General features: G+C 45.4%; 20 protein-coding genes. 8 read left to right on the top strand and 12 right to left on the bottom strand.

Annotation, left to right across the window (positions count from 1 at the left end; translation table 11 throughout):
• Positions 1-62: 62 nt before the first annotated feature.
• Positions 63-1193: a hypothetical protein gene (locus ACQCN2_RS15560; RefSeq protein WP_426929855.1), complete on the bottom strand. Its 1131-nt coding sequence runs from the start codon at positions 1191-1193 to the stop codon at positions 63-65.
• Positions 1194-1480: 287 nt separating this feature from the next.
• Here ACQCN2_RS15560 and ACQCN2_RS15565 point away from each other — a divergent pair, with 287 nt between their 5' ends.
• The 3 genes from ACQCN2_RS15565 to ACQCN2_RS15575 all read left to right on the top strand — a co-directional run bounded on the left by ACQCN2_RS15565 (position 1481) and on the right by ACQCN2_RS15575 (position 3809).
• Positions 1481-2155, top strand: a complete 675-nt coding sequence (locus tag ACQCN2_RS15565; RefSeq protein ID WP_426929856.1) for a response regulator transcription factor — start codon at positions 1481-1483, stop codon at positions 2153-2155.
• Positions 2145-3533 (top strand): sensor histidine kinase, encoded by a 1389-nt coding sequence (locus ACQCN2_RS15570; protein WP_426929857.1) that lies wholly within the window; start codon positions 2145-2147, stop codon positions 3531-3533. Before ACQCN2_RS15565 ends, ACQCN2_RS15570 begins: the two co-directional genes overlap by 11 nt.
• 99 nt (positions 3534-3632) lie before the next feature.
• Positions 3633-3809, top strand: a complete 177-nt coding sequence (locus tag ACQCN2_RS15575) for a hypothetical protein (protein ID WP_426929858.1) — start codon at positions 3633-3635, stop codon at positions 3807-3809.
• 294 nt (positions 3810-4103) lie between these two features.
• Here the strand turns inward: ACQCN2_RS15575 and ACQCN2_RS15580 are convergent, their stop codons facing one another.
• The 3 genes from ACQCN2_RS15580 to ACQCN2_RS15590 are packed head-to-tail and all read right to left on the bottom strand — an operon-like array spanning position 4104 to position 6517.
• Positions 4104-4544 carry a disulfide oxidoreductase gene (locus ACQCN2_RS15580; RefSeq protein ID WP_426929859.1) on the bottom strand — a complete coding sequence of 147 codons (441 nt, stop codon included), beginning with the start codon at positions 4542-4544 and terminating at the stop codon, positions 4104-4106.
• Positions 4534-5229 carry a DsbA family protein gene (locus ACQCN2_RS15585; protein ID WP_426929860.1) on the bottom strand — a complete coding sequence of 232 codons (696 nt, stop codon included), beginning with the start codon at positions 5227-5229 and terminating at the stop codon, positions 4534-4536. Before ACQCN2_RS15585 ends, ACQCN2_RS15580 begins: the two co-directional genes overlap by 11 nt.
• A 43-nt stretch (positions 5230-5272) precedes the next feature.
• Positions 5273-6517 carry a DUF445 domain-containing protein gene (locus ACQCN2_RS15590; protein ID WP_426929861.1) on the bottom strand — a complete coding sequence of 415 codons (1245 nt, stop codon included), beginning with the start codon at positions 6515-6517 and terminating at the stop codon, positions 5273-5275.
• A gap of 239 nt (positions 6518-6756) precedes the next feature.
• Between ACQCN2_RS15590 and ACQCN2_RS15595 the strand changes: the two genes are divergently transcribed.
• A complete protein-coding gene (locus ACQCN2_RS15595; protein WP_426929862.1) occupies positions 6757-8475 on the top strand; it encodes a methyl-accepting chemotaxis protein in 1719 nt (572 codons plus the stop codon).
• 123 nt (positions 8476-8598) lie between these two features.
• On the opposite strand, the gene ACQCN2_RS15600 is transcribed toward ACQCN2_RS15595, so the two are convergent.
• The 3 genes from ACQCN2_RS15600 to ACQCN2_RS15610 are packed head-to-tail and all read right to left on the bottom strand — an operon-like array spanning position 8599 to position 11790.
• The gene (locus tag ACQCN2_RS15600; protein WP_426929863.1) at positions 8599-9534 is read right to left on the bottom strand and encodes a hydrogenase small subunit; all 936 of its coding nucleotides are present in this window, start codon (positions 9532-9534) and stop codon (positions 8599-8601) included.
• Positions 9535-10071, bottom strand: a complete 537-nt coding sequence (locus ACQCN2_RS15605) for a HyaD/HybD family hydrogenase maturation endopeptidase (protein ID WP_426929864.1) — start codon at positions 10069-10071, stop codon at positions 9535-9537.
• A 6-nt stretch (positions 10072-10077) separates the two neighbouring features.
• Positions 10078-11790, bottom strand: coding sequence for a nickel-dependent hydrogenase large subunit (locus ACQCN2_RS15610; RefSeq protein ID WP_426929865.1), 1713 nt, complete (start codon positions 11788-11790; stop codon positions 10078-10080).
• A 382-nt stretch (positions 11791-12172) separates the two neighbouring features.
• Between ACQCN2_RS15610 and ACQCN2_RS15615 the strand changes: the two genes are divergently transcribed.
• A complete protein-coding gene (locus tag ACQCN2_RS15615; RefSeq protein ID WP_426929866.1) occupies positions 12173-13135 on the top strand; it encodes a LacI family DNA-binding transcriptional regulator in 963 nt (320 codons plus the stop codon).
• Positions 13136-13194: 59 nt separating this feature from the next.
• On the opposite strand, the gene ACQCN2_RS15620 is transcribed toward ACQCN2_RS15615, so the two are convergent.
• Positions 13195-13761, bottom strand: a complete 567-nt coding sequence (locus ACQCN2_RS15620; protein WP_426929867.1) for a PadR family transcriptional regulator — start codon at positions 13759-13761, stop codon at positions 13195-13197.
• 126 nt (positions 13762-13887) lie between these two features.
• Between ACQCN2_RS15620 and ACQCN2_RS15625 the strand changes: the two genes are divergently transcribed.
• Complete coding sequence (locus ACQCN2_RS15625) at positions 13888-14388, top strand: phenolic acid decarboxylase (RefSeq protein ID WP_426929868.1); 501 nt, start codon at positions 13888-13890, stop codon at positions 14386-14388.
• A 164-nt stretch (positions 14389-14552) separates the two neighbouring features.
• Here ACQCN2_RS15625 and ACQCN2_RS15630 read toward each other — a convergent pair whose 3' ends face one another.
• Both ACQCN2_RS15630 and ACQCN2_RS15635 read right to left on the bottom strand, forming a co-directional pair.
• Positions 14553-15242: a metal-dependent hydrolase gene (locus tag ACQCN2_RS15630; protein WP_426929869.1), complete on the bottom strand. Its 690-nt coding sequence runs from the start codon at positions 15240-15242 to the stop codon at positions 14553-14555.
• Positions 15243-15247: 5 nt separating this feature from the next.
• Positions 15248-15865, bottom strand: a complete 618-nt coding sequence (locus ACQCN2_RS15635; RefSeq protein ID WP_426929870.1) for a sterol desaturase family protein — start codon at positions 15863-15865, stop codon at positions 15248-15250.
• A 198-nt stretch (positions 15866-16063) separates the two neighbouring features.
• On the opposite strand from ACQCN2_RS15635, the gene ACQCN2_RS15640 reads away from it, so the two are divergent.
• Positions 16064-17020 carry an MBL fold metallo-hydrolase gene (locus ACQCN2_RS15640; RefSeq protein ID WP_426929871.1) on the top strand — a complete coding sequence of 319 codons (957 nt, stop codon included), beginning with the start codon at positions 16064-16066 and terminating at the stop codon, positions 17018-17020.
• Positions 17021-17184: 164 nt separating this feature from the next.
• On the opposite strand, the gene ACQCN2_RS15645 is transcribed toward ACQCN2_RS15640, so the two are convergent.
• Positions 17185-18222, bottom strand: coding sequence for an aldo/keto reductase (locus ACQCN2_RS15645; RefSeq protein ID WP_426929872.1), 1038 nt, complete (start codon positions 18220-18222; stop codon positions 17185-17187).
• A gap of 151 nt (positions 18223-18373) precedes the next feature.
• Between ACQCN2_RS15645 and pdxR the strand changes: the two genes are divergently transcribed.
• Positions 18374-19813, top strand: coding sequence for a MocR-like pyridoxine biosynthesis transcription factor PdxR (gene pdxR, locus ACQCN2_RS15650; RefSeq protein WP_426929873.1), 1440 nt, complete (start codon positions 18374-18376; stop codon positions 19811-19813).
• A 246-nt stretch (positions 19814-20059) separates the two neighbouring features.
• Here pdxR and ACQCN2_RS15655 read toward each other — a convergent pair whose 3' ends face one another.
• A complete protein-coding gene (locus ACQCN2_RS15655) occupies positions 20060-20317 on the bottom strand; it encodes a cytochrome d ubiquinol oxidase subunit II (RefSeq protein WP_426929874.1) in 258 nt (85 codons plus the stop codon).
• Positions 20318-20369 lie beyond the last annotated feature (52 nt).

Raw genomic sequence — 20369 nt, forward strand, 5'->3', positions numbered from 1 at the left:
AGGGTTATCTATACAGTCAAAAACCACACAGGATTCCCTGTGTGGTTTGTTTGATTTAACGCTTATTTTTGATGCTCTTGAAGTTGAGCCAGTAATTTTGTCAGCAATTCTTTCACTGTTGCCGCGTCATTTTTGGCAGCCGCATCATTGATCTGTTGAACGATGCTGTTATGTTTATGTTCTTGGCCTTCTTTATGTTGACCGAAGTTCAGTCCCAACGCTTTCAGTTGTTCTTTCGCTTGTTCTTTGGTCAAAGTTCCGGCTTTTTCTTGTTGGCGGATCGCTTCGACTTTGGCTTTAGTCGCTGCGTCCAGTTTTTTACCTTCAACCTTCTTGCCGTCTTTATCATGGTCACCACGTTGACCGAAGTTCAGTCCCAACGCTTTCAGTTGTTCTTTCGCTTGTTCTTTGGTCAAAGTTCCGGCTTTTTCTTGTTGGCGGATCGCTTCAACTTTAGCTTTAGTTGCTGCATCCAGTTTTTTGCCTTCAACATTCTTGCCGTCTTTATCATGGTCACCACGTTGACCGAAGTTCAGTCCCAACGCTTTCAGTTGTTCTTTCGCTTGTTCTTTGGTCAAAGTTCCGGCTTTTTCTTGTTGGCGGATCGCTTCGACTTTGGCTTTAGTCGCTGCGTCGAGTTTTTTGCCTTCAACATTCTTGCCGTCTTTATCATGATCTTTATGTTGACCGAAGTTCAGTCCCAACGCTTTCAGTTGCTCTTGCGCTTGTTCTTTGGTCAAAGTTCCGGCTTTTTCTTGTTGGCGGATCGCTTCGACTTTGGCTTTAGTAGCAGCGTCGAGTTTTTTGCCTTCAACATTCTTGCCGTCTTTATCATGGTCACCACGTTGACCGAAGTTCAGTCCCAACGCTTTCAATTGTTCTTTCGCTTGTTCTTTCGTCAAGGTTCCTGCTTTTTCTTGGGCGAGGATTTCTTCGACTTTGGCTCTGTTAGCTTCTTGTTTGTCGAAGATTGCTTGGAACTGACCAGAAAGCTCTGGTGTATACTTATTGATTACTTCCATTAATTTGGCTTGGTTAGCTTGTCGATCCTGTGGAGTCATTTGCTTCATATGATGTTGAGTTTGTTGAGCTTGAGTGGTTGTTGGGCTTATTGTTGCCGCGTAAGAAACGGATGGAGCCAATACGGATAATGCAACTGCACCTACCATTAATTTAGACATTAATTTTTTCATTATCAATTCACTCCTTGAATGTATGGTTGTACTTGCCTTACGACCCTTACTTTAACTAGGCTTGATGAAATTTTGGTGAAAAGAAATTTCCAATTTCAAATTCTTTTCCGCGCTTCCAACCTTTCTTCTGTTTTTGAAACAGTCCATACTGTAAAGAGGTCGAGTGAAAATTTGGTGAAAATGAGGTCGAGTTTTTCTCTTACTTTTCACGAAAATGGGGTACGATTTAACCAACGAGCGATCCAACATCATTACATGAATTGTGCAATCTTAGGAAGGTGAAGCAATTGAATCTATTATTAGCGGAAGATGATATACGTCTTGGTGAACTGATTTCTCATCTATTAAGGAAAAAAGGAGGTTATCACGTCGAATGGTTAACGGAAGGAACCGACGTATTTGACTACGCTACCTCCACTCACTACGACGTCCTCATCCTGGATTGGATGCTCCCGGGCGAAGAAGGGGTTGAGATCTGCAGTCGTTTACGAAACAATGGTTATTCAGGTGCGATCATCATGTTGACGGCAAAAGACGCCCTGCAAGATCGGATCATTGGATTGGATGCGGGTGCGGATGACTACTTGGTGAAGCCCTTTGAGGTCGATGAACTTCTCGCGAGAATTCGCGCGTTGGGTCGTCGTAATTTTGCCCCGATTCAAGACCAAGTTCTTGAGCTGCGCAATATTACGGTAAACCTGATCAATCGGACCGTCTTTGACGGTGAACAGGAGATCCAGCTTACACCGCGGGAGTTTCAACTTTTGGACTTGTTGATCCGAAACAAAGGACATGTGTTGTCGCGGGAATTGATTTATGAGCGGATATGGGGATTGGAGGCTGACGTGTCGATTAAAACTATCGACGCAACGGTAAAGCTTCTGCGCAAAAAATTAAACTGGAACAGCGAGAATGATTACATTCAAAGCATCCGTGGGGTGGGATACAAATTTGAAACATGATTGGTTCAAACGAATCAAAAACTGGAAAAAAGATATGTTTGTCCAAACCGAGAACCGCCTCGTCGTCCAATACAGCGGCATTATCATGATTTTTCTCGTGCTATTCATCACGTTGGTTTACTTCCTGGTCAATACCGTCATTACATTTGATCAAGAAAAGCAGCTGCACCTAAAAGTCGACCAAGGTGTGACCGCCATCAAGGATTCTCTTCTAGACCAAACATTGACGCCTCAAGAAGTAGACGATATCCGGTCATTGCTCGAAAACTCCAGTCAATCGTTCTACTACGTGGTAGGTTCAGACGGTCAGTTATTGATCGGCAATACGTTTATTCCTCGAGTTCAGAAAGATTTGCTGCAACGGTTAAAAGGCTGGACGCCAACCAGACAGGAGATACGCTATGAAACGATGACCCTCCCGTCTCCGCCTAAACATGGCCGGCGCTACCAATCCGGAGAACGTGGAGAACGAGAAATTCGGTTGATGATTACTGGTCAAGCCATTTATCAGGGGAATCAGCTGGTGGCTATCTTTTACACCGGAAGGGACATTACCTTCCTGGATGCACTTCTTCACCGTTTACTTACAGTTCTGATTGCCATCGGTATCGTCTTTTTGGGGATTGCCATTTATCTTAGCTATTACATGTCAAAAAGAGCCATGATTCCGATTCGCAAGTCGTTTCAAAGACAGCGAGAATTCGTTGCCGACGCCTCTCATGAGCTTCGGACACCGCTTAGTATCCTGAATTCTTCATTGGAAGTTCTCGAATTGGAAGACGGGGAGAATCTCTCGGCCTATTCAAGGAATACGCTCTTCTATATGAAGGACGAGGTACGACGAATGACCACCATGGTCGGCGATCTCTTAATGCTGGCAAGATCTGATACCGAATACCCGGACCTAAAAATCGAGAACTTCGACATTGTTACCACGATTGTGCAGATCGTCAACTCTACTCAAAGCCTTGTGAATTCGAAGGGATTGTATGTGCAGCTTCAAACTCCCGCCGAGCTGATCATTCAGGGCGATCAGGAAAGATTGAAGCAACTCTTGTACATCCTTCTCGACAACGCCATCAAATACACGCCAACTGGAGGGCAAATCACCCTATCGGCCGCTCTCGAAACGCCGTTTATCCGAATGACCGTTCAGGATACAGGTGTAGGAATCCCGCATGAGGCGCAAGCTCGCATTTTTGAGCGTTTCTATCGAGTCGACAAGAACCGGTCCAGGCAGATGGGTGGCACAGGGCTTGGTCTGTCGATTGCAAAGTGGATTGTGGATGCGCATCACGGGAAAATTGAAGTATTCAGTGAACTGGAAAAAGGGAGCACATTTACGGTGAGAATTCCGGTTGAGCAGAAGCAAGCATAGTACGAACAAGATACTTGTATGACAAAATTACAACATTTCTGAAATCTCGCATCATCTCCACAGCGTATCTGATAGAATCTTCTACGAGGTGATCTGAGCATGAAAGTTCAGTATGATATGACCAAAGAAATGCCGATAGCACAAGTAAAGGATTTGTTGAAGCCTTTTGGTGGACGCTGCGCCAAAATCAATGAGGGAAAATTGGAGTATCAAATTAAAGACGAACAAGAAAAAGCCGCATACAATTGCTTGGTAGAACAAGGAATCATCGCCTAAATGTAGAAAAGACTTCGTCCCTTTTCGCTCTGTTTAAGCTCGCTTGAAGCATCTACTGTCCGCTCCGTTCACTACGGAAGGGAGTCGACAAGAAAATCACTGAGTTTCTCAGTCTGATGTAAAGAATGCCGACTCTTTCCCTTCCTACGTTCTCTATGCTGTGTTTCGCTTAAAATGAGCTGTAGTGACGAAGTCTTTTCTTGAGTGGGCTTACGCAAATGGAAGGAATGAATAATTACTTTACATCAGTAAAGCAATTATTCATTCCGATATTATGAAGAAAAGGTTGCCGAATTAATTATCGGCAACCTTTTCTTCTTGTAGCTCTTCACTCTTGGTGGAACGGCCCATCCATAACAGGACGCTGATCATCACAAATGCTATCAAGGCAAGCAACGGAATCGTGATGACCCCGAACCAATCCAGGTAATCCTTGTTGCAAGGAATTCCCGCCGAACATGGGAGCATTTCGGCTAGTCCAGGGATTTTTTGTTCCGCATAATGATAGAGCGAGATCAATCCTCCAATGATATTGAGCGGCAGCAGATACGAGATGATGCGTCGATCATTGCGGTAGCAAGCCATCCCAAGCAGAATCGCCTGCGGATACATAAAGATTCGCTGGAACCAGCATAGCTCACAAGGGATATACTTCAAGACTTCACTTAAATACAAGCTCCCCCCGACGGCTATCAAAGAAACGATCCAGGCCAGATACAGTGCGTTATTTCTCATTCTTTTGCACCTTTTCAATGATCGCCTTCAGCGCTTCGTAATTAAATGTATCTTCTTCTTTAACTCTTTGTCCGTTAATGAACAGGGTAGGTGTACCCGATACCCCGAGTTTTTCCGCAATGGCGGCTTGCTCGTCCACTTCCGCTTTGTATTTCTTGGAGTCAATGTCTTGCTTAAGCTGGTCGTAATTGATCGGCAAACTCTTCACTTGAGCCAGCTCAGTCAAGAATTCAGGCGTCGCCCAATTCTTTTTCTCGTCTTGCTGGTTATTGAACAGGGTTTCATAGTACGTCCAAAAAGCTTCAGGCTTTTGGTGATAAACGGACTGTGCAGCATATGCTGCCGTGAAGGAATCTGGGCCAATGATAGGAAGATTCATGTAATAAAACGCAACCGTTCCTTTATCGATGTAATCCTTCTGCAGCTGAGTTTTAATCTTTTGGCTAAAATGCTGACAGACTGGGCACTTGAAATCGGCAAACTCCACAATTTTCACTGGCGCCTTCGGATTGCCTAGTACGGGTAATTGATCATAAGCAAATGATGCGGGCGCGGTCGTTGATGGCGGCTTCGGAGTATCCAGTACGATAACAGCGACAAGAATGATAGCGACAACCGCGATGGTAGCCCAAACAAGAGATTGCATTTTGTTTTTCTGCTGCTTCTGCTTCTTTTTCAATACCATAACGCTCCCCTCTCAGCCTGTCCCCAAGACAAGCTTCTATTTATTAGAATGCCAGCTTCAAACCTGCGAGAATAAGTCCGATCAGAAACCCGCAAATGGCCCCATTCACGCGAATCCATTGCAAGTCCTTCCCTACTTTATCCTCTGTCATGCGAATTAAGCTTTCATCGTCCATTTTGTCCAGATTGCTCTTGATCAGCTCACCAATCTTGGCGTGATTCTTCTCCACATACCGAGTGATGAAGCTCTCAAGCGTTTGATTCAGCTGTTCCATTCTAGTAGCATCCTCTTTTACCTGGTTGATGACTTTACTCAAGACCGGTACTGCGTACGCATCCATAAAATTGCTGTCTCCAACAAATTGCAGAGCCCGCTCTTGCAGTTGCTCGATTTTGGACTTCAGCAAATCTTCCAGCTTCCAATCGGACAAGAAACGCTCGATCCAAGCGGTTAACTGCTCGATCACTTGTCTATTTTCCCGCAGTTTCATCAGCTCGTTGCGGATTGCCGCTACGATGGTTTGTCTGTTGGTATTGTGAGGGTCGCGCATATCCACCAGATTTTGCAAGAGGAAGCGTTGCAGAAGGTCTCCCAGCTTCTCTTCGCTGATCATACTGGTGAACGAGCTAATCGCGAATTGCATAAACCCGTCTACTTTGATATTGGAGATCGCTTGATGGGCGAAGCTTCCCAGTTTAGCGCGCGCCTCGGAGCGGACAAGCCAATTTTCCACTTTATCCAGAATAAAATCAAAGCCCTTCTGATCATAATCCTGCTCGATCACCTGCTCCAGAACTCGCCGAACCAAGACCTCCACATTCTTTGCTGAGAGGAGCTCTTTTAATTCGGCGTAGATCAATGAGCTGAGCTGATCAACAGGCAGATTTTTAATCAGTGATTGACTCGCTTCGGTAATGATTTTCTTGCTAGTCTCTGAACGAAGCCCTTTTTCCAGCTCCGTGATGATTTTCTCAGCCAATCCAATTTGCTTCACGCGCTCCACAATGCTTTCTTTCGTCAGCCACTCGTTCTCAACGACAGAGACAAAAGAGGACGTGATTTTTTCGCGATTTTTGGGCAATAGCGCCGTATGTGGAATGGGAACTCCCATAGGATGTCTGAAAAGCGCGGTTACCGCAAACCAGTCCGCCAGCCCCCCGACTACTCCCGCTTCAAAGCCACTCTGCAGAAAATATCCCAGCATGTTATGTACAAAAGGAACGGACGAAACGAAGCCTGTCCCCATGATGAGTAAAGAAATATTGGCCATTTGCTTCTGTTTGGTCAAAACTTGTCTACCTACTTTCTGTCCAACGTGAAAAATTCAGATCAAATGATACTCAGACCATAATACTATATTATACCCTATCTCCGGCTGTCTCCAAAACGTTGAGAATTGACAAGATCGTGTTTTGATCTTTTTTGAACGAATTTTCATATTTGTCAGTGACAAAAGTAATATATGCGTCTCTGGTTTTTCGCTACATTAGAACTAAATTTAACAATGCCAAACTGGAGGAAAAAACAATGTTTGCATGGATGAACAATATGAGAATAAAGACAAGATTGTGGATATTAGTTGGTCTTCTGCTAGCGATTATGGGAGCGATCGGGTATATCGGATACCACTACCTGGATGAAGCGAATGGGAAAATGAAAGCGATGTATGCAAATAACCTGTTCCGGATTCAACTGCTTGGCAAAACTCAGGTGAATTTACTGGCCTATGAAGGTGGTTTGTATCGCTTAATAATTGAGGATGATCCAAAACGAATGCAGCAAATTCTCAAAGAAGAAATGGATCCATGCATCCAAGAGAATGACCAATTATTACATACCTATCAAAGCAGCTCACTCGAACCGTTTGAGCAAGGAAAAATGAGCATACTCAATCAACTACTCGCGGGTTATCGAGCGGAAAGAAATGAGGTTGTGAAATATTCGCTAAAAAATGATACTGCAGAATCCCTTCAAGCGTACAATAAAATTCGCCCGATACTCACGCAAATTAATCAGATTATCAACGATCTCGTCATCTTTCAGGAAACACAGGCAGAGGACCATTACAATCAATCACGAGCAGAAGAATCGTCCGCTATTGCCTTCCTCACGACCAGTATTATCCTGGCCGCGCTGCTCGCCATATTACTCGCTTATTTCGCCATCCGATCCATTACAAAACCTATTAATGAACTGATTCGAACCTCTCAACAAGTAGCTGAAGGAGATTTGACTCACCTCTCTGGAATTCGTTCCACCAATGAGATAGGACAGCTTGGACGGGCCATTAATGAAATGATCGTGAAGCTTAGAACACTTATCGCACAAATTGTGAACATGTCCCAACAGACAGCATCCTCTACGATTGAGCTGGCCTCTAGCGCTCAACAATCGGGAGCTACTTCCAATCTAATTACTGTCACCATTAATGAGATCGCAGAGGGAGCCACCAAACAAGCAGATCATACGAATACTGTTTTCCATCAGGTTGAGAATATGTTAAGGGATATTTCCGGCGGTTTTGAACTGGCAAAGACTACCTTTTCCAAAGTGAAGCGGACCGTACACGTAACCCATACGGGCAATGAGTCAATCTTGGAAGCAACGGAGCACTTGCATCAGGTAGCTGGTAATGTCCGCTCATCTACAGATGCCATTCGCAAGTTAGGCCAGCGCTCGGCCGAAATCGGCAGCATCACCTCTGTCATCACCGACATCGCAAATCAAACCAATCTATTAGCACTCAACGCCGCAATCGAGGCGGCGCGTGCCGGTGAGCATGGAAAAGGTTTTGCTGTAGTGGCGGATGAGGTAAGGAAGCTGGCAGAGGAATCCAAAGTGGCAGGAACACAAATCAGCGAGTTAATTAACAGTGTCCTAAGCGAAACCCAGCTCACCATCTCTACGATGGAAAACAATTTAATGGCGATTCAGGAACAGGAAGGACTATTGGACAAGAGTTCGACAGCATTTCGGGATATTGTGGAACATGTAAGGGAAACGGAGCAATCAACCAGTCAGGTCAATCTCCTCTTCAAGGATATTCAAACAGGGGCAGAGTCAATCCTTAGGGCTGTACAAGAAATCACCGAGATTACACAAAGAGCGGCCGCCTCCACTCAAGAAATAGCCGCTTCAACCGAACAGCAATCGGCTGCAATCGAAGAAATATCAGCCAATATCAGCGCTCTTTCCCAGCTGGCGGACGAGATGAATCAGGAGGTTCACTTTTTTCAGGTGAATTGAGGCTTTACGCTGGCTAAGCTCTGCATGTGCAGGGCTTTTTTTTGTGCAGGTCTCGCATTTCCCCATTTCTACTATAGTGAAAAAGCCGCTCAGCTTTTCACCAAGCGACTCTCTCATTATAGATTACACCTTCGCCGGCTCCGCTTTCGCCTTCACCTTACGCGAGCAGAGCGGTCCTTTGTCCCAGAAATTCTTTTCGGAACATCCAATACAGGAGGAGCCAGCGCCAATTGGCGAACACTGCACGTCATTCCAGCCCATACTTTCACAGGCGTTGAAGGTTGACGGGCCTTTGCAGCCCAGTTTAAACAGACAGTAGCCTTTTTTGGCCCCTTCATCATCATAGGTTTCAGCAAACAAGCCCTCGTCAAAAAAGTGCCGGCGATGACAGACCTGATGAACCGTGCATTCGTAAAACATTTTAGGTCGGCCTTTTTTATCCAGCTCCGGAACTGTGTCATGAATGAGCAGATGGAGCAATGTCCCTACCATTACATCGGCAATCGGTGGACAGCCAGGCACCAGTACGACTGGTATATCGGGAATCAATTCCGTGAGAGAAACAGATTCCGTCGGATTAGGCTTGGCTGCCGGGATGCCCCCCCAGGCTGAACAGCTTCCGTAGGCAAAAACCGCTTTTGCCCCTTTGGCCGCTTCCATAATTTCTTCCCTGACGGATCGACCAGCCACCATCAAGAATTCATCTCGCGTGGGTATTGCCCCTTCAACTACCAAGACGTATTCGCCTTTATACTTTTCCAGGACAGAGGCCTTGTTGTGTTCCGCGTGTTCCCCTGACGCAGCCGAGAGCAGCTCGCTGTATTCCAAGGAGACCCAGTTCATGAACAAATCGGCCGCACCTGGACCAGCCGCGCGGAGAAACGATTCAATACAGCCCGTGCAATCTAGGGCGTTTAACCAAAGCATTGGCGTCCGCGGCTTTTTCATCGCACTCCGCACTTGGTCAATATCAAAACCGAACTTCTCTGCCCAAGCCTTAACCGTTGATTCCAGTTGGACCCCGCGATCTATCGCGAATGTTTCAATACTCTTGTCCATCTATGCGTTCCCTCCTCGTTCTCTTTCCCCATGAGCTAAGATAGATCTCCACTCATCCACCTGTTGTTGGATAAGCGAGACCAGCTCCGGCAACTTCGCCTGAGCGACGTCCGTCAACTCCAGACCAAGCTCCAGTGAATGCGGCTGAATCCCACACATCAACATGTGGCGAGGCAATCGTTCACGGAGTTTTGCCGCTGCCAGAACCTCCTGGAAGCCGACCTGATGAATGGACATTTTTACGCCCATATAAAGAGGGATCTCCTCGTCACGAACCGTAATCAGGTCACCTGGCTGCACACCGGCGTGAATCGCATCGACAATGATCAAATGATCGGTGGCTTCCACTGGATCCAGCAGCAGAATGCCATCAGTCGCTCCCTCGATCACTTCCACATCGTCTTGACCGTCGAAGCACTCTCTTAACAGTGGCAAAATGTGAATGCCCAAACCCTCGTCTTGGTATAGCAGATTTCCGATTCCTAAGATTTTGATGGTTTTCTTCTCATGAATGATCTGATGGTTATTGTTTGTCATCGCCCATTACTCCGTACGAACCGTTACGATTTGGTTGGTCGTCAAGTCCGTCAGATGAACGGCACAGGCCATGCACGGATCAAAGGAATGAACGATTCGGAGGATTTCCAGTGGTTTCTCTGGATCCATCAGCGGGGTTCCAGCCAGGGCAGCCTCGTACGCGCCCTCTTGTCCTTGATGATCCTTCGGTGAAGCGTTCCAGGTTGTTGGTACGACCGCTTGATAATTCGTGACTTTGGCGTCTCCGATGACAATCCAATGGCCGAGCGCACCGCGTGGAGCTTCCAGCCAGCCTACACCCTCTGCGATGGAAGGCCATGTAGAAGGCTCCCACTTCGAACCTTCGAACGTCCGATAGTCTCCCGATTGAATATTGCTCATCAGCGTATCCATGTCTTGTCGCATCCAATCTGCCACAAGCACACTCTCCAGACCGCGAGCGATCGTGCGTCCCAGCGCCGAATGCAGAGCGTCCATTGGAATCTCCAGCTTTTGTAACGTGTCATCAACGAGAGCAACAATTTCCTCTTTGCCACAGGCGTATCCGACCATGATGCGCGCGAGCGGGCCAACTTCCATCGGCAGCTCGTTCCAGCGAGGTGACTTGATCCAGCTGTATTTCTCTTCAGTATTCAGGAATTGATATGCTTTCCCAGGTCCCGTGTAGTGATGAGAGGTTTCTCCCTTAAGCGGATGTCTTCCACCTGTATCCTGATTATCGTACGAGTACCAGGCGTGATCGACGAATTCCTTGATTTGATCGAGGTCTTTGAGATCCAGCGGAATCACTTCCTGCATATTGCCATTCAGGATGATTCCTCTTGGCATCCGATAGAGGTGAACATCGCGGATGTCACCCGTTGAAAAATCGCCATACGTCATGTAGTTTCGAAGCCCGTCCCCATGGATCCACTCTTTATAGTAAGAGCCAATTGCCAAAAGATCCGGCAGATAGACTTCCTTCACAAACTCCTTAGCTTTATCGATAAGAGAAGAAACCTGTTTCAATCGCTCAAGAAGGTTGGAATCTCTCTCGATATCAAGCGGCGTCGTCATACCTCCGACAGCATAATGAGGATGTGGGTTCTTCCCGCCAAAAATCGCCGTAATCTTCGCGATTTCCTTCTGCCAATCCAGCGCCTCCAAATAGTGAGCCGTGGCGATCAGATTTAGTTCCGCGGGGAGCTTATACGCTGGATGTCCCCAGAAACCGTTGGCAAATATCCCAAGCTGTCCACTCTCGACGATCGTTTTCACTTTTCGCTGGACGTCCTGGAAGTATTCCGGTGAGTTGTTCTCCCACTTGGACATGGTTTGGGCCAGCTTGCTAGCTTCCTGTGGATCAGCCTCTAACGCGTTGACGACATCCACCCAGTCAAAGGCGTGCAAATGATAGAAATGAACCACGTGGTCGTGGATATAAGTTGCCGCATTCATAATATCCCGAATCAGATGAGCGTTTTTGGGGATTCGAATATCGAGCGCATCCTCTACAGATCGCACGGAAGCCAATGCGTGAACGGTTGTACAGACTCCGCAAATGCGCTGAACATACGCCCATACATCGCGGGGATCACGATCTTTTACTATTACTTCAAGGCCACGGAACGCCGTGCCGACACTATATGCTTTTTGGATAACTCCATCCTTGATATCTGCTTCAATCCGTAGATGTCCTTCGATTCTGGTAATTGGATCAACGACAATGCGTTCTGCCATAGTTATTCTCCTCTGTATCAGTTCTATAGAACAAATCCATCTTATTCTATATGAAGAATATCACTTGAAAACGCTTGCTCTGTTTCATATCTGTGAACCTTTTTTAACATGTGCTTAAGATTTCCTAACTTCGTCATATACTTCAAATAAATAGCGATAGTCGTCTCTTGGGCGTTTACTAGAACTCTTTTTTATTCGCCGGTTTTTTTGATACAGTGAAATAGAAATGGATGAGAAAATAAGAATAGAGCCGCATAAGAAAATGAGGCACAAGATTCCCACAAGTATGACCATAAAACATTCCTCCTTTTTCATTCAAATGAAGCGTAAAGGATGAAACGCATTTCATAGCAAGGAGAAGTTTTATTGGAAAGGTGAGCGTATGGCAAATATCAAAGAAATTGCAAAGATAGCAGGCGTCTCCGTAACGACCGTTTCGCGCGTGTTAAATCATCACCCTTATGTCAGTACGGAAAAAAGGGAAGCGGTAAGAAAAGCAATGGATCTGTGCAATTATCAGCGAAATATCAATGCGGTCCATCTGAGCAAAGGCGAAACCTTCCTGATCGGGGTAGTCGTCCCATTCACTAATCATCCCTATTTCGGGTTGTTGCTAGAAGGCATCGCGAATGAAGCCGTCAAAAACAACTACAAGTTAATCCTGTTTCAAACCAATTATGAAGAAAACAGAGAGATCGAAGCCTTACAGATGCTGCAGCTTAAGCAAATCGATGCGTTAATTATTTGCTCCAGAATTTGTGGTTGGGAAGTAATGGAGGAGTATATGGCGTACGGCCCAATCATTCTATGCGAGGACGCGAGGGGAAGGAAGGTCTCTTCGACGTTTATCGACCATTACAAGAGTTTTTCGATCGCTTTGGAGTATTTGTATCAGAAGGGGCATCATCGGATTGGTTATTGCCTTGGAAGAAAATCAGGAATGAATAGCCAACAAAGAGAACTTGCCTACAACGATTTCCTCAAGAAAATCAAGGAGCCGTTGCGGACAAACTATATCTTTTATGAATGCTTTCATTTCGAAGATGGTGAACGAGTAGTCAAACAGCTAGCCAAAATGATCGATCCACCGTCAGCCTTGTTGGTTTCAAACGACCAGGTGGCTGCTGGAATTCTCACCTGCTGTAAGGAACAAAATATTGCCATTCCTGATGAGCTTGCGCTAATGGGATTCGATAATCAGCCGATTGCGAGAATGATGAAGATTACCACGCTTGAACTCCCTTTAGTTGAAATGGGCAGAAATTTGTTTCTTCAAGCGATTGGCAGTACCGACGTTTCTCATGAGGAACTGCCGGTTCAGTTGATTGAACGGGAGACGGTATAGAGAAGTGATAAGAAAATGACAATGAAATTGTATAAGCCGATAAATCCTATGGAAAAGGATTATCGGCTTGTTTGTTTTTTTATAATATCTAAACTTTTATCTAACCAACCAATGTAATTTTCTTCGCGTGAAATAGCTTTTGTCAGAACAAGGTAGTGACCTAATTCTTCCGCATCTAAATCAATTGGATCCTGTTCCATTCCAAAAAGTATCGAGAACTGTTCTTTTAGATGTGCTAATTTTTTTGTTCTTAGTTTTAATTGGTTATTAAATACGGTCGGTATTTCTTCTTTGGGTAAATCTTTTAAAAAATATATACGTAAAGCGAAGATATCTTTTTCAGTTTCCATATTTTCATCCAGTTCAAGTAACCAATTCTGAAGTTCTTCTCTTCCTATTGCTGTAAGGCTGTACATCTTTTTCTCAAGTTTGGCCCCTGCCATTTCTATATATTGAGAAATCGAATCCTCGTCTAATAATTTTTTCAACTCAACATAGATTTGGCTATGCTTTGCACTCCAGAACTGTCCAATCGCTTTTTTGAATTCGGACGTAATATCATATCCACTCATGTCCTCTTTACTTAATAAGCCTAAAATTGCATATTTCAAAATTCTGCGACTCACCATATAACCTCCATTATCTACTATCTTGACATGATTATATCACAAGCATATAGTAAGACATGTGAGTTAATACATGTAACTATTTACATGTTAAATATTGAATATTTTCAAAGGAGTGACCTATTTATGAAAGAACTTAACGAATTTTTGGGAAGCCATTTCATTTATACTTATGAAAATGGTTGGGAGTATGAATTTTATATAAAAAATGAGAACACGGTTGATTATCGGATTCATAGTGGGATGGTAGGAGGACGCTGGGTTCGTGACCAAAAAGCTGATATTGTTAAAATTGCTGATGGAGTCTATAAAGTTTCTTGGACTGAACCAACTGGTACCGATGTTTCCCTGAATTTTATGCCAAATGACAAAAGGATTCATGGAGTTATCTTCTTCCCTAAATGGGTTCACGAACATCCAGAAATTACAGTGTGCTATCAAAATGATTTCCTGCCACTAATGGAAGAGTCGCGTATAAAATATGAAACCTATCCAAAGTATGTTGTTCCTGAGTTTGCTGATATCACGTTTTTCAAAAATGAGGGTGTCAATAATGAAAAGGTTATAATCCAAGCTCCTTATGAGGGTATGACCAATGATATCCGTTTAGGAAAATTAACTTATTAATTGGATACGTATCTTGAAAGTTAATAAAATAAACCAAAAGGCTATTCTTGCAAGGATAGCCTTTTGGTTTATAACGAGGATCAGTCGAAGACTTTATATTTAACGAACACCAGTTGTTCTTCGTACGTAAGTGGAGGCTTAAGTAAGTTCTGGCTTAACTTTACTTACAACTCTATCTGCTGACCGGGCGCAAGCACAATCCCTTCAATTCCTTCAGCTTCCAAACTATCAACAAAAGCGTACGGATCTTGCTTGATAATCGGGAATGTGTTGTAGTGCATAGGGACAACCGTTTTGGCTTTTAAAAACTGTGCGGCAATCACCGCGTCACCAGGGCCCATCGTGTAGTTGCCGCCAATCGGCAGAAACGCGAGGTCAATCGAATTCAGTCTTCCGATCAATTGCATATCGCCGAAGAGTCCCGTGTCTCCCGCGTGGTAGATGGTTTTGCCTTCCGCGGTGATGAGAATTCCCGTCGCCAGGCCAGTGTAGATATTTTCCTGGGTTCCTGGCGGATTATAGGAGGAATCGTGCAGCGCGTGCGTCAACTTCACTTTGCCAAAAGGGAATTCATACTCCCCTCCGATCCCCATTGTGTGCACCTTGGCTCCTTGAAACGACAAGTACCTTCCCAAGTCATTCGTCGCGATAATTGTCGCGTCGTTACGCTTGGAAAGCTCAACGGCATCACCAATATGATCGGCGTGCCCATGCGTGACGAGTATGTAATCGACAGAAATCTCTTCCGGCTTCGTAACGGCAACCGGATTGTTCTTTAAGAAGGGATCGATGATCAGCGTGTGCTCCTTCAACCGAATCTCAACGCAACTTTGACCGTGAAAGATAATATTCATGACTATCACTCCTTCATTGTTAATTCCAGATTTCTGACGCTTTGGCTCTTCTCCACGGCCTTCTCCTGTTTAAAAGTTCCCATCAGCATATCCATGGATGGATTCGTTACCCCGAACCAATAGTTTTCGTTCTTGAAATGGTGCAGAAGATGAAGTCGCTTCATCCACCGCCCCCAGCTCGTCATCGGTTGAATCGGGCGGTGTGCCGCGTAGTGCGTCCATTCATAATAGAGCAAAAATCCGATCACCCCTGTTGTAAACGCAGTCGTCCAAACAGTATTCCCTGTACACAAGTAGAAAATGAACGCTGCCGCACCGATCAGGGGAAGACTGTACCAGACTGGCAAAAACAACAGATGTAGTTCATCTGGACGAACGTGATGGTCATAATGCAGACGCTTTAATAGTTGCAAAAAGAATGGGCTCTTCGGCGGTTTCAAATGAAACAAAAAGCGATGAATGATGTACTCACTGCACGAATACATCAGCATGCCAAAGAAGAAGGCGAGCCAGGTTGTTCCATGGTTAAAATGAGGAATCGTCAAAATCAGCCCCACCACAAACAACACGTTCATGACGAGAATATCGGCAAAACCGAAGTACTCCTTCAGATACTTGCCCATAATTGGTCCCCTTTCCTGTGATAGAAGCCTAAACATTATTTATACTATTCATATAATTATGACACGAAATAAGCTTAGATGAAATCCCTTAAACAGTCGCAACTCTTTGCGAAAAGGAAATTTGATCCAATCTAGCGAATTTCATCTTACCATTACGTTTACACACATAACTATTGATTAAAGGGGTGAAGATTTTTTATGACAGAGAAGAAACCGATTGATTTAGGGCATCGCATTCACTTGATTGATTTGCATGACATGGGCTGGGAAGAACGAACCGGCAGCTACGTGATAGAAGATGAGCAGCTTACTCTTATCGAAACCTCGGCAAGTCCCTCACTGCCCTATTTGCTCAAAGGCTTACAAACTCTTGGGCTTGACCCGCACGATGTCCGGTATATCATTGTCACGCATATTCATCTCGATCATGCTGGTGGCGCCGGTTTGTTTCTAAAAGAATACCCGAACGCCACCGTTGTCGTTCATCCGAAAGGAGCAAGGCATTTAGCGAACCCCGAACGGCTCATTGCTGGTGCACGAGAGGTGTATAAAGATCAATTTGATCCGTTTTTTGCTCCACTCTTACCTGTTCCAGAAGACAAATTGCTCATCAAAAATCACGAAGACACGCTCTGCATCGGGCCGAATCGCACGCTAACCTTCTATGACACGCCTGGTCATGCCAATCACCACTTTAGTATCTATGACCCTGTCAGCAACGGTATGTTTACCGGAGATACAGTAGGTGTAAAGTATGCGCAGCTGGATGAGCTGGATTTTCCGTTTTATCTGCCATCTACGTCCCCCAATCAGTTTCATCCTGATCGAATGCTCGAGTCGATCCATTTATTTGAGTCGAAGAAGCTAGATCGAATCTATTTTGGCCACTTCGGAATGTCTGAGAACGTTTCGGAGGTGTATCGACAGGTGAAGGAGTGGCTTCCCGTTTTCGTTGACACGGCGGCCGCTTTACTTCAAGAGGGCAAAGGAGCTTCCGCCATTACCGCTTCCCTTTATCAACAGGTGCAAGAGTATCTCGTATCCCATGGGATTCCCGAGAGCCACCCAGCATTCGATGTTGTGAAGCTGGATTTGGAAATATGCGCGATGGGATTGGTAGATTACCTTGTCAAAAAAGAACAGGGAAAAGCGTAAAACTCCTTAGAAAACTCGGCGATTGCCGAGCCTTTGGCGACAGCAGAGCCGTAGTTGCACTTATGTAAATCGGAAAAATTATATACTTTCCGATTTACCATGCGAAAAAGGCGGTCCGAATGGACCGCCTTTTCTCTTATAAGCTGCTTTTTATAATGGATCACTTAAACAGAATATTCAGGTGCTGGCTTGCTATCCGAATCAGAGAGTGGCTGTTTGAGTCGCTCTTGATATCCGCTGAGCCAAAGCCATACCAACTGAATAAAATCCTCCTCCGTAAGCGGGGCAACTTCTGATGCCATGGCGAATTCTTTCAAGTTATCTTCTGTCGTAATGTTCGGCAACACAGATGCCACATGGGACCAGTACAAAGAGAACTGAATCGCTAACTGACCGATGGTTCGGCCATTCGCGTCGAACAAGCCTTTTTCCTTCATCTCTTGCACGACTTCCACACCAGCTTGCATCCATTCCACGCTTCGATGCGCTCTGTGATCGTTTCGGCTAAAGTGCTTGTCTGGATCATATGTACCATCTAACAATCCGGACGCATGTGGAATCCGAACCACAACCCCGCGACTTTCTTCACCGGCCACTTGCAAAATGCTTCTCGCCGGATCCTGCTCCAGAATGTTGTTGATGATTTGAACGCCGGCATACCCCTGCGTTAGGGCCGCTATCGCTTCATTTTTCCAGCCTAGATCCGGTCCCATCGCCGCTCCGAATTCTCTTATCTTCCCTTGTTCCTTCAATCTTTCCAGCGCCTCATAGACTTCATCATTGTAGATGGTATCCATTCGCGGATTATGCAATTGGTAGAAGTCAATGTAATCCGTTTTCAACCGTCTCAAACTCTGCTCGCAAGCATAGGCGATGTGTTCCTTTGTCCAAATTTGCGGCAATTCAGAGTGACCTTTGCGTTCTTCCGGCAAATTGTAGATATCATAACCGAACTTGGTGGCAATCACCAGCTTGTCTCGAACATCTCCCAGCGTATCGGCCAAGATGGTTTCTCCAAGTCCGTTCCCATACACGTCAGCCGTGTCAAAAAAAGTGATCCCGTAATCCTCATAAGCAGAACGAAGAAGCTTTTGTCCCAGCTGCTGATCCGTCACGCCCCACCACTTGGTCGCAACCGTCCAGACCCCAAATCCCACTTCAGAAACCTTCAATTGCGTACCTGATAACGTTCTATATTTCATGTCGGCATTCTCCTTTACACAAATCTTCAATAATGCAATGATAGACACAGTTCATTATAAAAAATGCGCAAAAATCAGGACCATCCAGTCGTCCGGTATTTTGATCATCCAGTGCAAAAGATCATTACCCGCTGTCAAAGGTTGTGAAGAAATGATGAAGAATGGAACCCCTCGATCCAAACCACTCTACAAAACAATTGCCGAGCAAATCGAGAGTCGAATTACCAATGGGGAGTTCCCTCCTGGGAGCATGCTGCCCTCTGAGCGAGTTTTGGCTCGAGAACTTCAGGTAAACCGAAGCACCATTGTCTCCGCTTACGAAGAGTTAAGAGCGAACGGAATCATAGAGAGCAAGCAGGGAAGCGGAACCATGGTGAGCGACGATATTTGGAGCCAAGCCCGCAAACGAGTACCGAATTGGCGTCATCTCGTGGAAACCGGTTCTTTTTTACCGAACCTCCCCTTGATTCGCACCATACGCAAAGAAACACAGGAAAGCGGCTTGATTGATTGGGCGAGTGGTGAGTTGTCATCCGATCTGTTTCCCTATCAATCCTTGCAGCAGATCCTGTCTCAACAGGAATTTAACTGCCATTTGGGCTATGAGCATTCACAAGGGAATCTGAATCTTCGCAATACAATCGCTGCCCAGATGAACTCGCTTCATCACATTAAAACAACGTCTTCGTCGATCCTGATCACATCGGGAGCTCAACAGGCGCTGCACCTCATCGTGCAATGTTTGCTTCAGCCAGGTGACGCTGTAGCGATTGAAGATCCTTCTTACTGTTACTCGCTCCCTTTGTTCCAATCGGCAGGACTGCGTACATTCCTTCTGCCTGTTGATGAAAAAGGAATGAACCCTGAGGATTTGGTCGCGTTGCATCAGAAACATCGGATCAAGATGGTGTTCGTAAGTCCCAACTATCAGAATCCAACCGGAACCTTACTCTCCACCTCACGTAAAAAAAGGTTGCTAGAAATCTCTTCTGAGTACGGTATCCCCATTGTGGAGGATGATCCGTACAGTTTGACGTCTTTTTCGGGTGAACACATCCCCACTCTTAAATCCTTGGATACGACAGGCAACGTGCTCTATGTCAGTTCTTTATCGAAGATTGTCGCCTCCGGTTTAAGGATCGGGTGGGTCATTGGGCCACAATCAGTGATTGAGAGACTGTCGGATGCGAAACAACAGTTTGATTTTGGTCATAGCATCTTCCCGGAATGGATCGCCAGTCAGTTCCTCGGTTCAGACGAGTTTCTTCATCATCTGAATCGACTTCGTGAACAGCTCCAGATCAAGCTGGATCGAATAGTATTCGAATTGAATGACGTCTTGAAAGATGTTGTGGAGTTTGTCGTTCCCTATGGAGGCATCCATATCTGGTGTCGTTTGAAACAGCCTGTATCCGAGGCCAAGCTGCTCAGAGAATCGATTCAACGCGGATTTGTCTTTGTTCCGGGAAGTATCCTCGGCTCCAAGGAAGGCTTTGTCCGCTTTACTTTTGGTCACGCGGATATGGACACGATCCATGAAGGTCTTGTTCGTTTTGCAGAGGCGTATCGCTTTATACGTGAGCAAGAATAAGAAAAGACCTTCGTCCCTTTACGCTCTGTGGAAGTTCGCAATGAGGTTAAATAGCCCGCTTCACTCAATACGAAAGGGCCGGCGCCAAACGCTTCGCGCCCCTGCGGGGTTGGGTGGCGCCTTTTCACCCTTTCTCCTTTCGCTACGCTGAGTATCACTTCCAATGAGACTAGAAGTGGACGAAGCTCTTTTCTTGATGGGCTTTCGCGAATGGATAAGCTTAATTACTTTACCAAAGTAAAGCAATTAAGCTCTCTTATATGATAAAAAAAGCCACGACTCAGAGGCTTTTTTCGTAGGCTTAACTCGATTAGTGATACCCCTTGCATTGTCCGTCGTAATCTTTTCTCGGAAAACCCGATAGAGCCAGGTTTGATAGAGGATCACAATCGGTACAATGAACAGTGCGAGATAAAACATAATCGTTAAGTTCAGCTCGCTCCCTCTGGCATTATACAACGTCAGGTTAAACGACTCGTTGATCCGAGAAAGATAGTCATTCACCTAGTTGAGCCCAGATGAGTAACTTATATCTGTAGAAGGAATAACAGATGGA

Source organism: Brevibacillus ginsengisoli (assembly GCF_050113715.1).
In the GTDB taxonomy this organism is placed as follows: Bacteria; Bacillota; Bacilli; order Brevibacillales; family Brevibacillaceae; genus Brevibacillus_H; species Brevibacillus_H ginsengisoli.

Coding starts and splice junctions, on each gene's coding strand:
- ACQCN2_RS15640 (WP_426929871.1), top strand. CDS start 16,064: ATGACAGAGAAGAAACCGATTGATTTAGGGCATCGCATTCACTTGATT.
- ACQCN2_RS15645 (WP_426929872.1), bottom strand. CDS start 18,222: ATGAAATATAGAACGTTATCAGGTACGCAATTGAAGGTTTCTGAAGTG.
- ACQCN2_RS15575 (WP_426929858.1), top strand. CDS start 3,633: ATGAAAGTTCAGTATGATATGACCAAAGAAATGCCGATAGCACAAGTA.
- ACQCN2_RS15635 (WP_426929870.1), bottom strand. CDS start 15,865: ATGGGCAAGTATCTGAAGGAGTACTTCGGTTTTGCCGATATTCTCGTC.
- ACQCN2_RS15560 (WP_426929855.1), bottom strand. CDS start 1,193: ATGAAAAAATTAATGTCTAAATTAATGGTAGGTGCAGTTGCATTATCC.
- ACQCN2_RS15585 (WP_426929860.1), bottom strand. CDS start 5,229: ATGGTATTGAAAAAGAAGCAGAAGCAGCAGAAAAACAAAATGCAATCT.
- ACQCN2_RS15580 (WP_426929859.1), bottom strand. CDS start 4,544: ATGAGAAATAACGCACTGTATCTGGCCTGGATCGTTTCTTTGATAGCC.
- ACQCN2_RS15600 (WP_426929863.1), bottom strand. CDS start 9,534: ATGGACAAGAGTATTGAAACATTCGCGATAGATCGCGGGGTCCAACTG.
- ACQCN2_RS15595 (WP_426929862.1), top strand. CDS start 6,757: ATGTTTGCATGGATGAACAATATGAGAATAAAGACAAGATTGTGGATA.
- pdxR (WP_426929873.1), top strand. CDS start 18,374: ATGATGAAGAATGGAACCCCTCGATCCAAACCACTCTACAAAACAATT.
- ACQCN2_RS15615 (WP_426929866.1), top strand. CDS start 12,173: ATGGCAAATATCAAAGAAATTGCAAAGATAGCAGGCGTCTCCGTAACG.
- ACQCN2_RS15630 (WP_426929869.1), bottom strand. CDS start 15,242: ATGAATATTATCTTTCACGGTCAAAGTTGCGTTGAGATTCGGTTGAAG.
- ACQCN2_RS15625 (WP_426929868.1), top strand. CDS start 13,888: ATGAAAGAACTTAACGAATTTTTGGGAAGCCATTTCATTTATACTTAT.
- ACQCN2_RS15610 (WP_426929865.1), bottom strand. CDS start 11,790: ATGGCAGAACGCATTGTCGTTGATCCAATTACCAGAATCGAAGGACAT.
- ACQCN2_RS15605 (WP_426929864.1), bottom strand. CDS start 10,071: ATGACAAACAATAACCATCAGATCATTCATGAGAAGAAAACCATCAAA.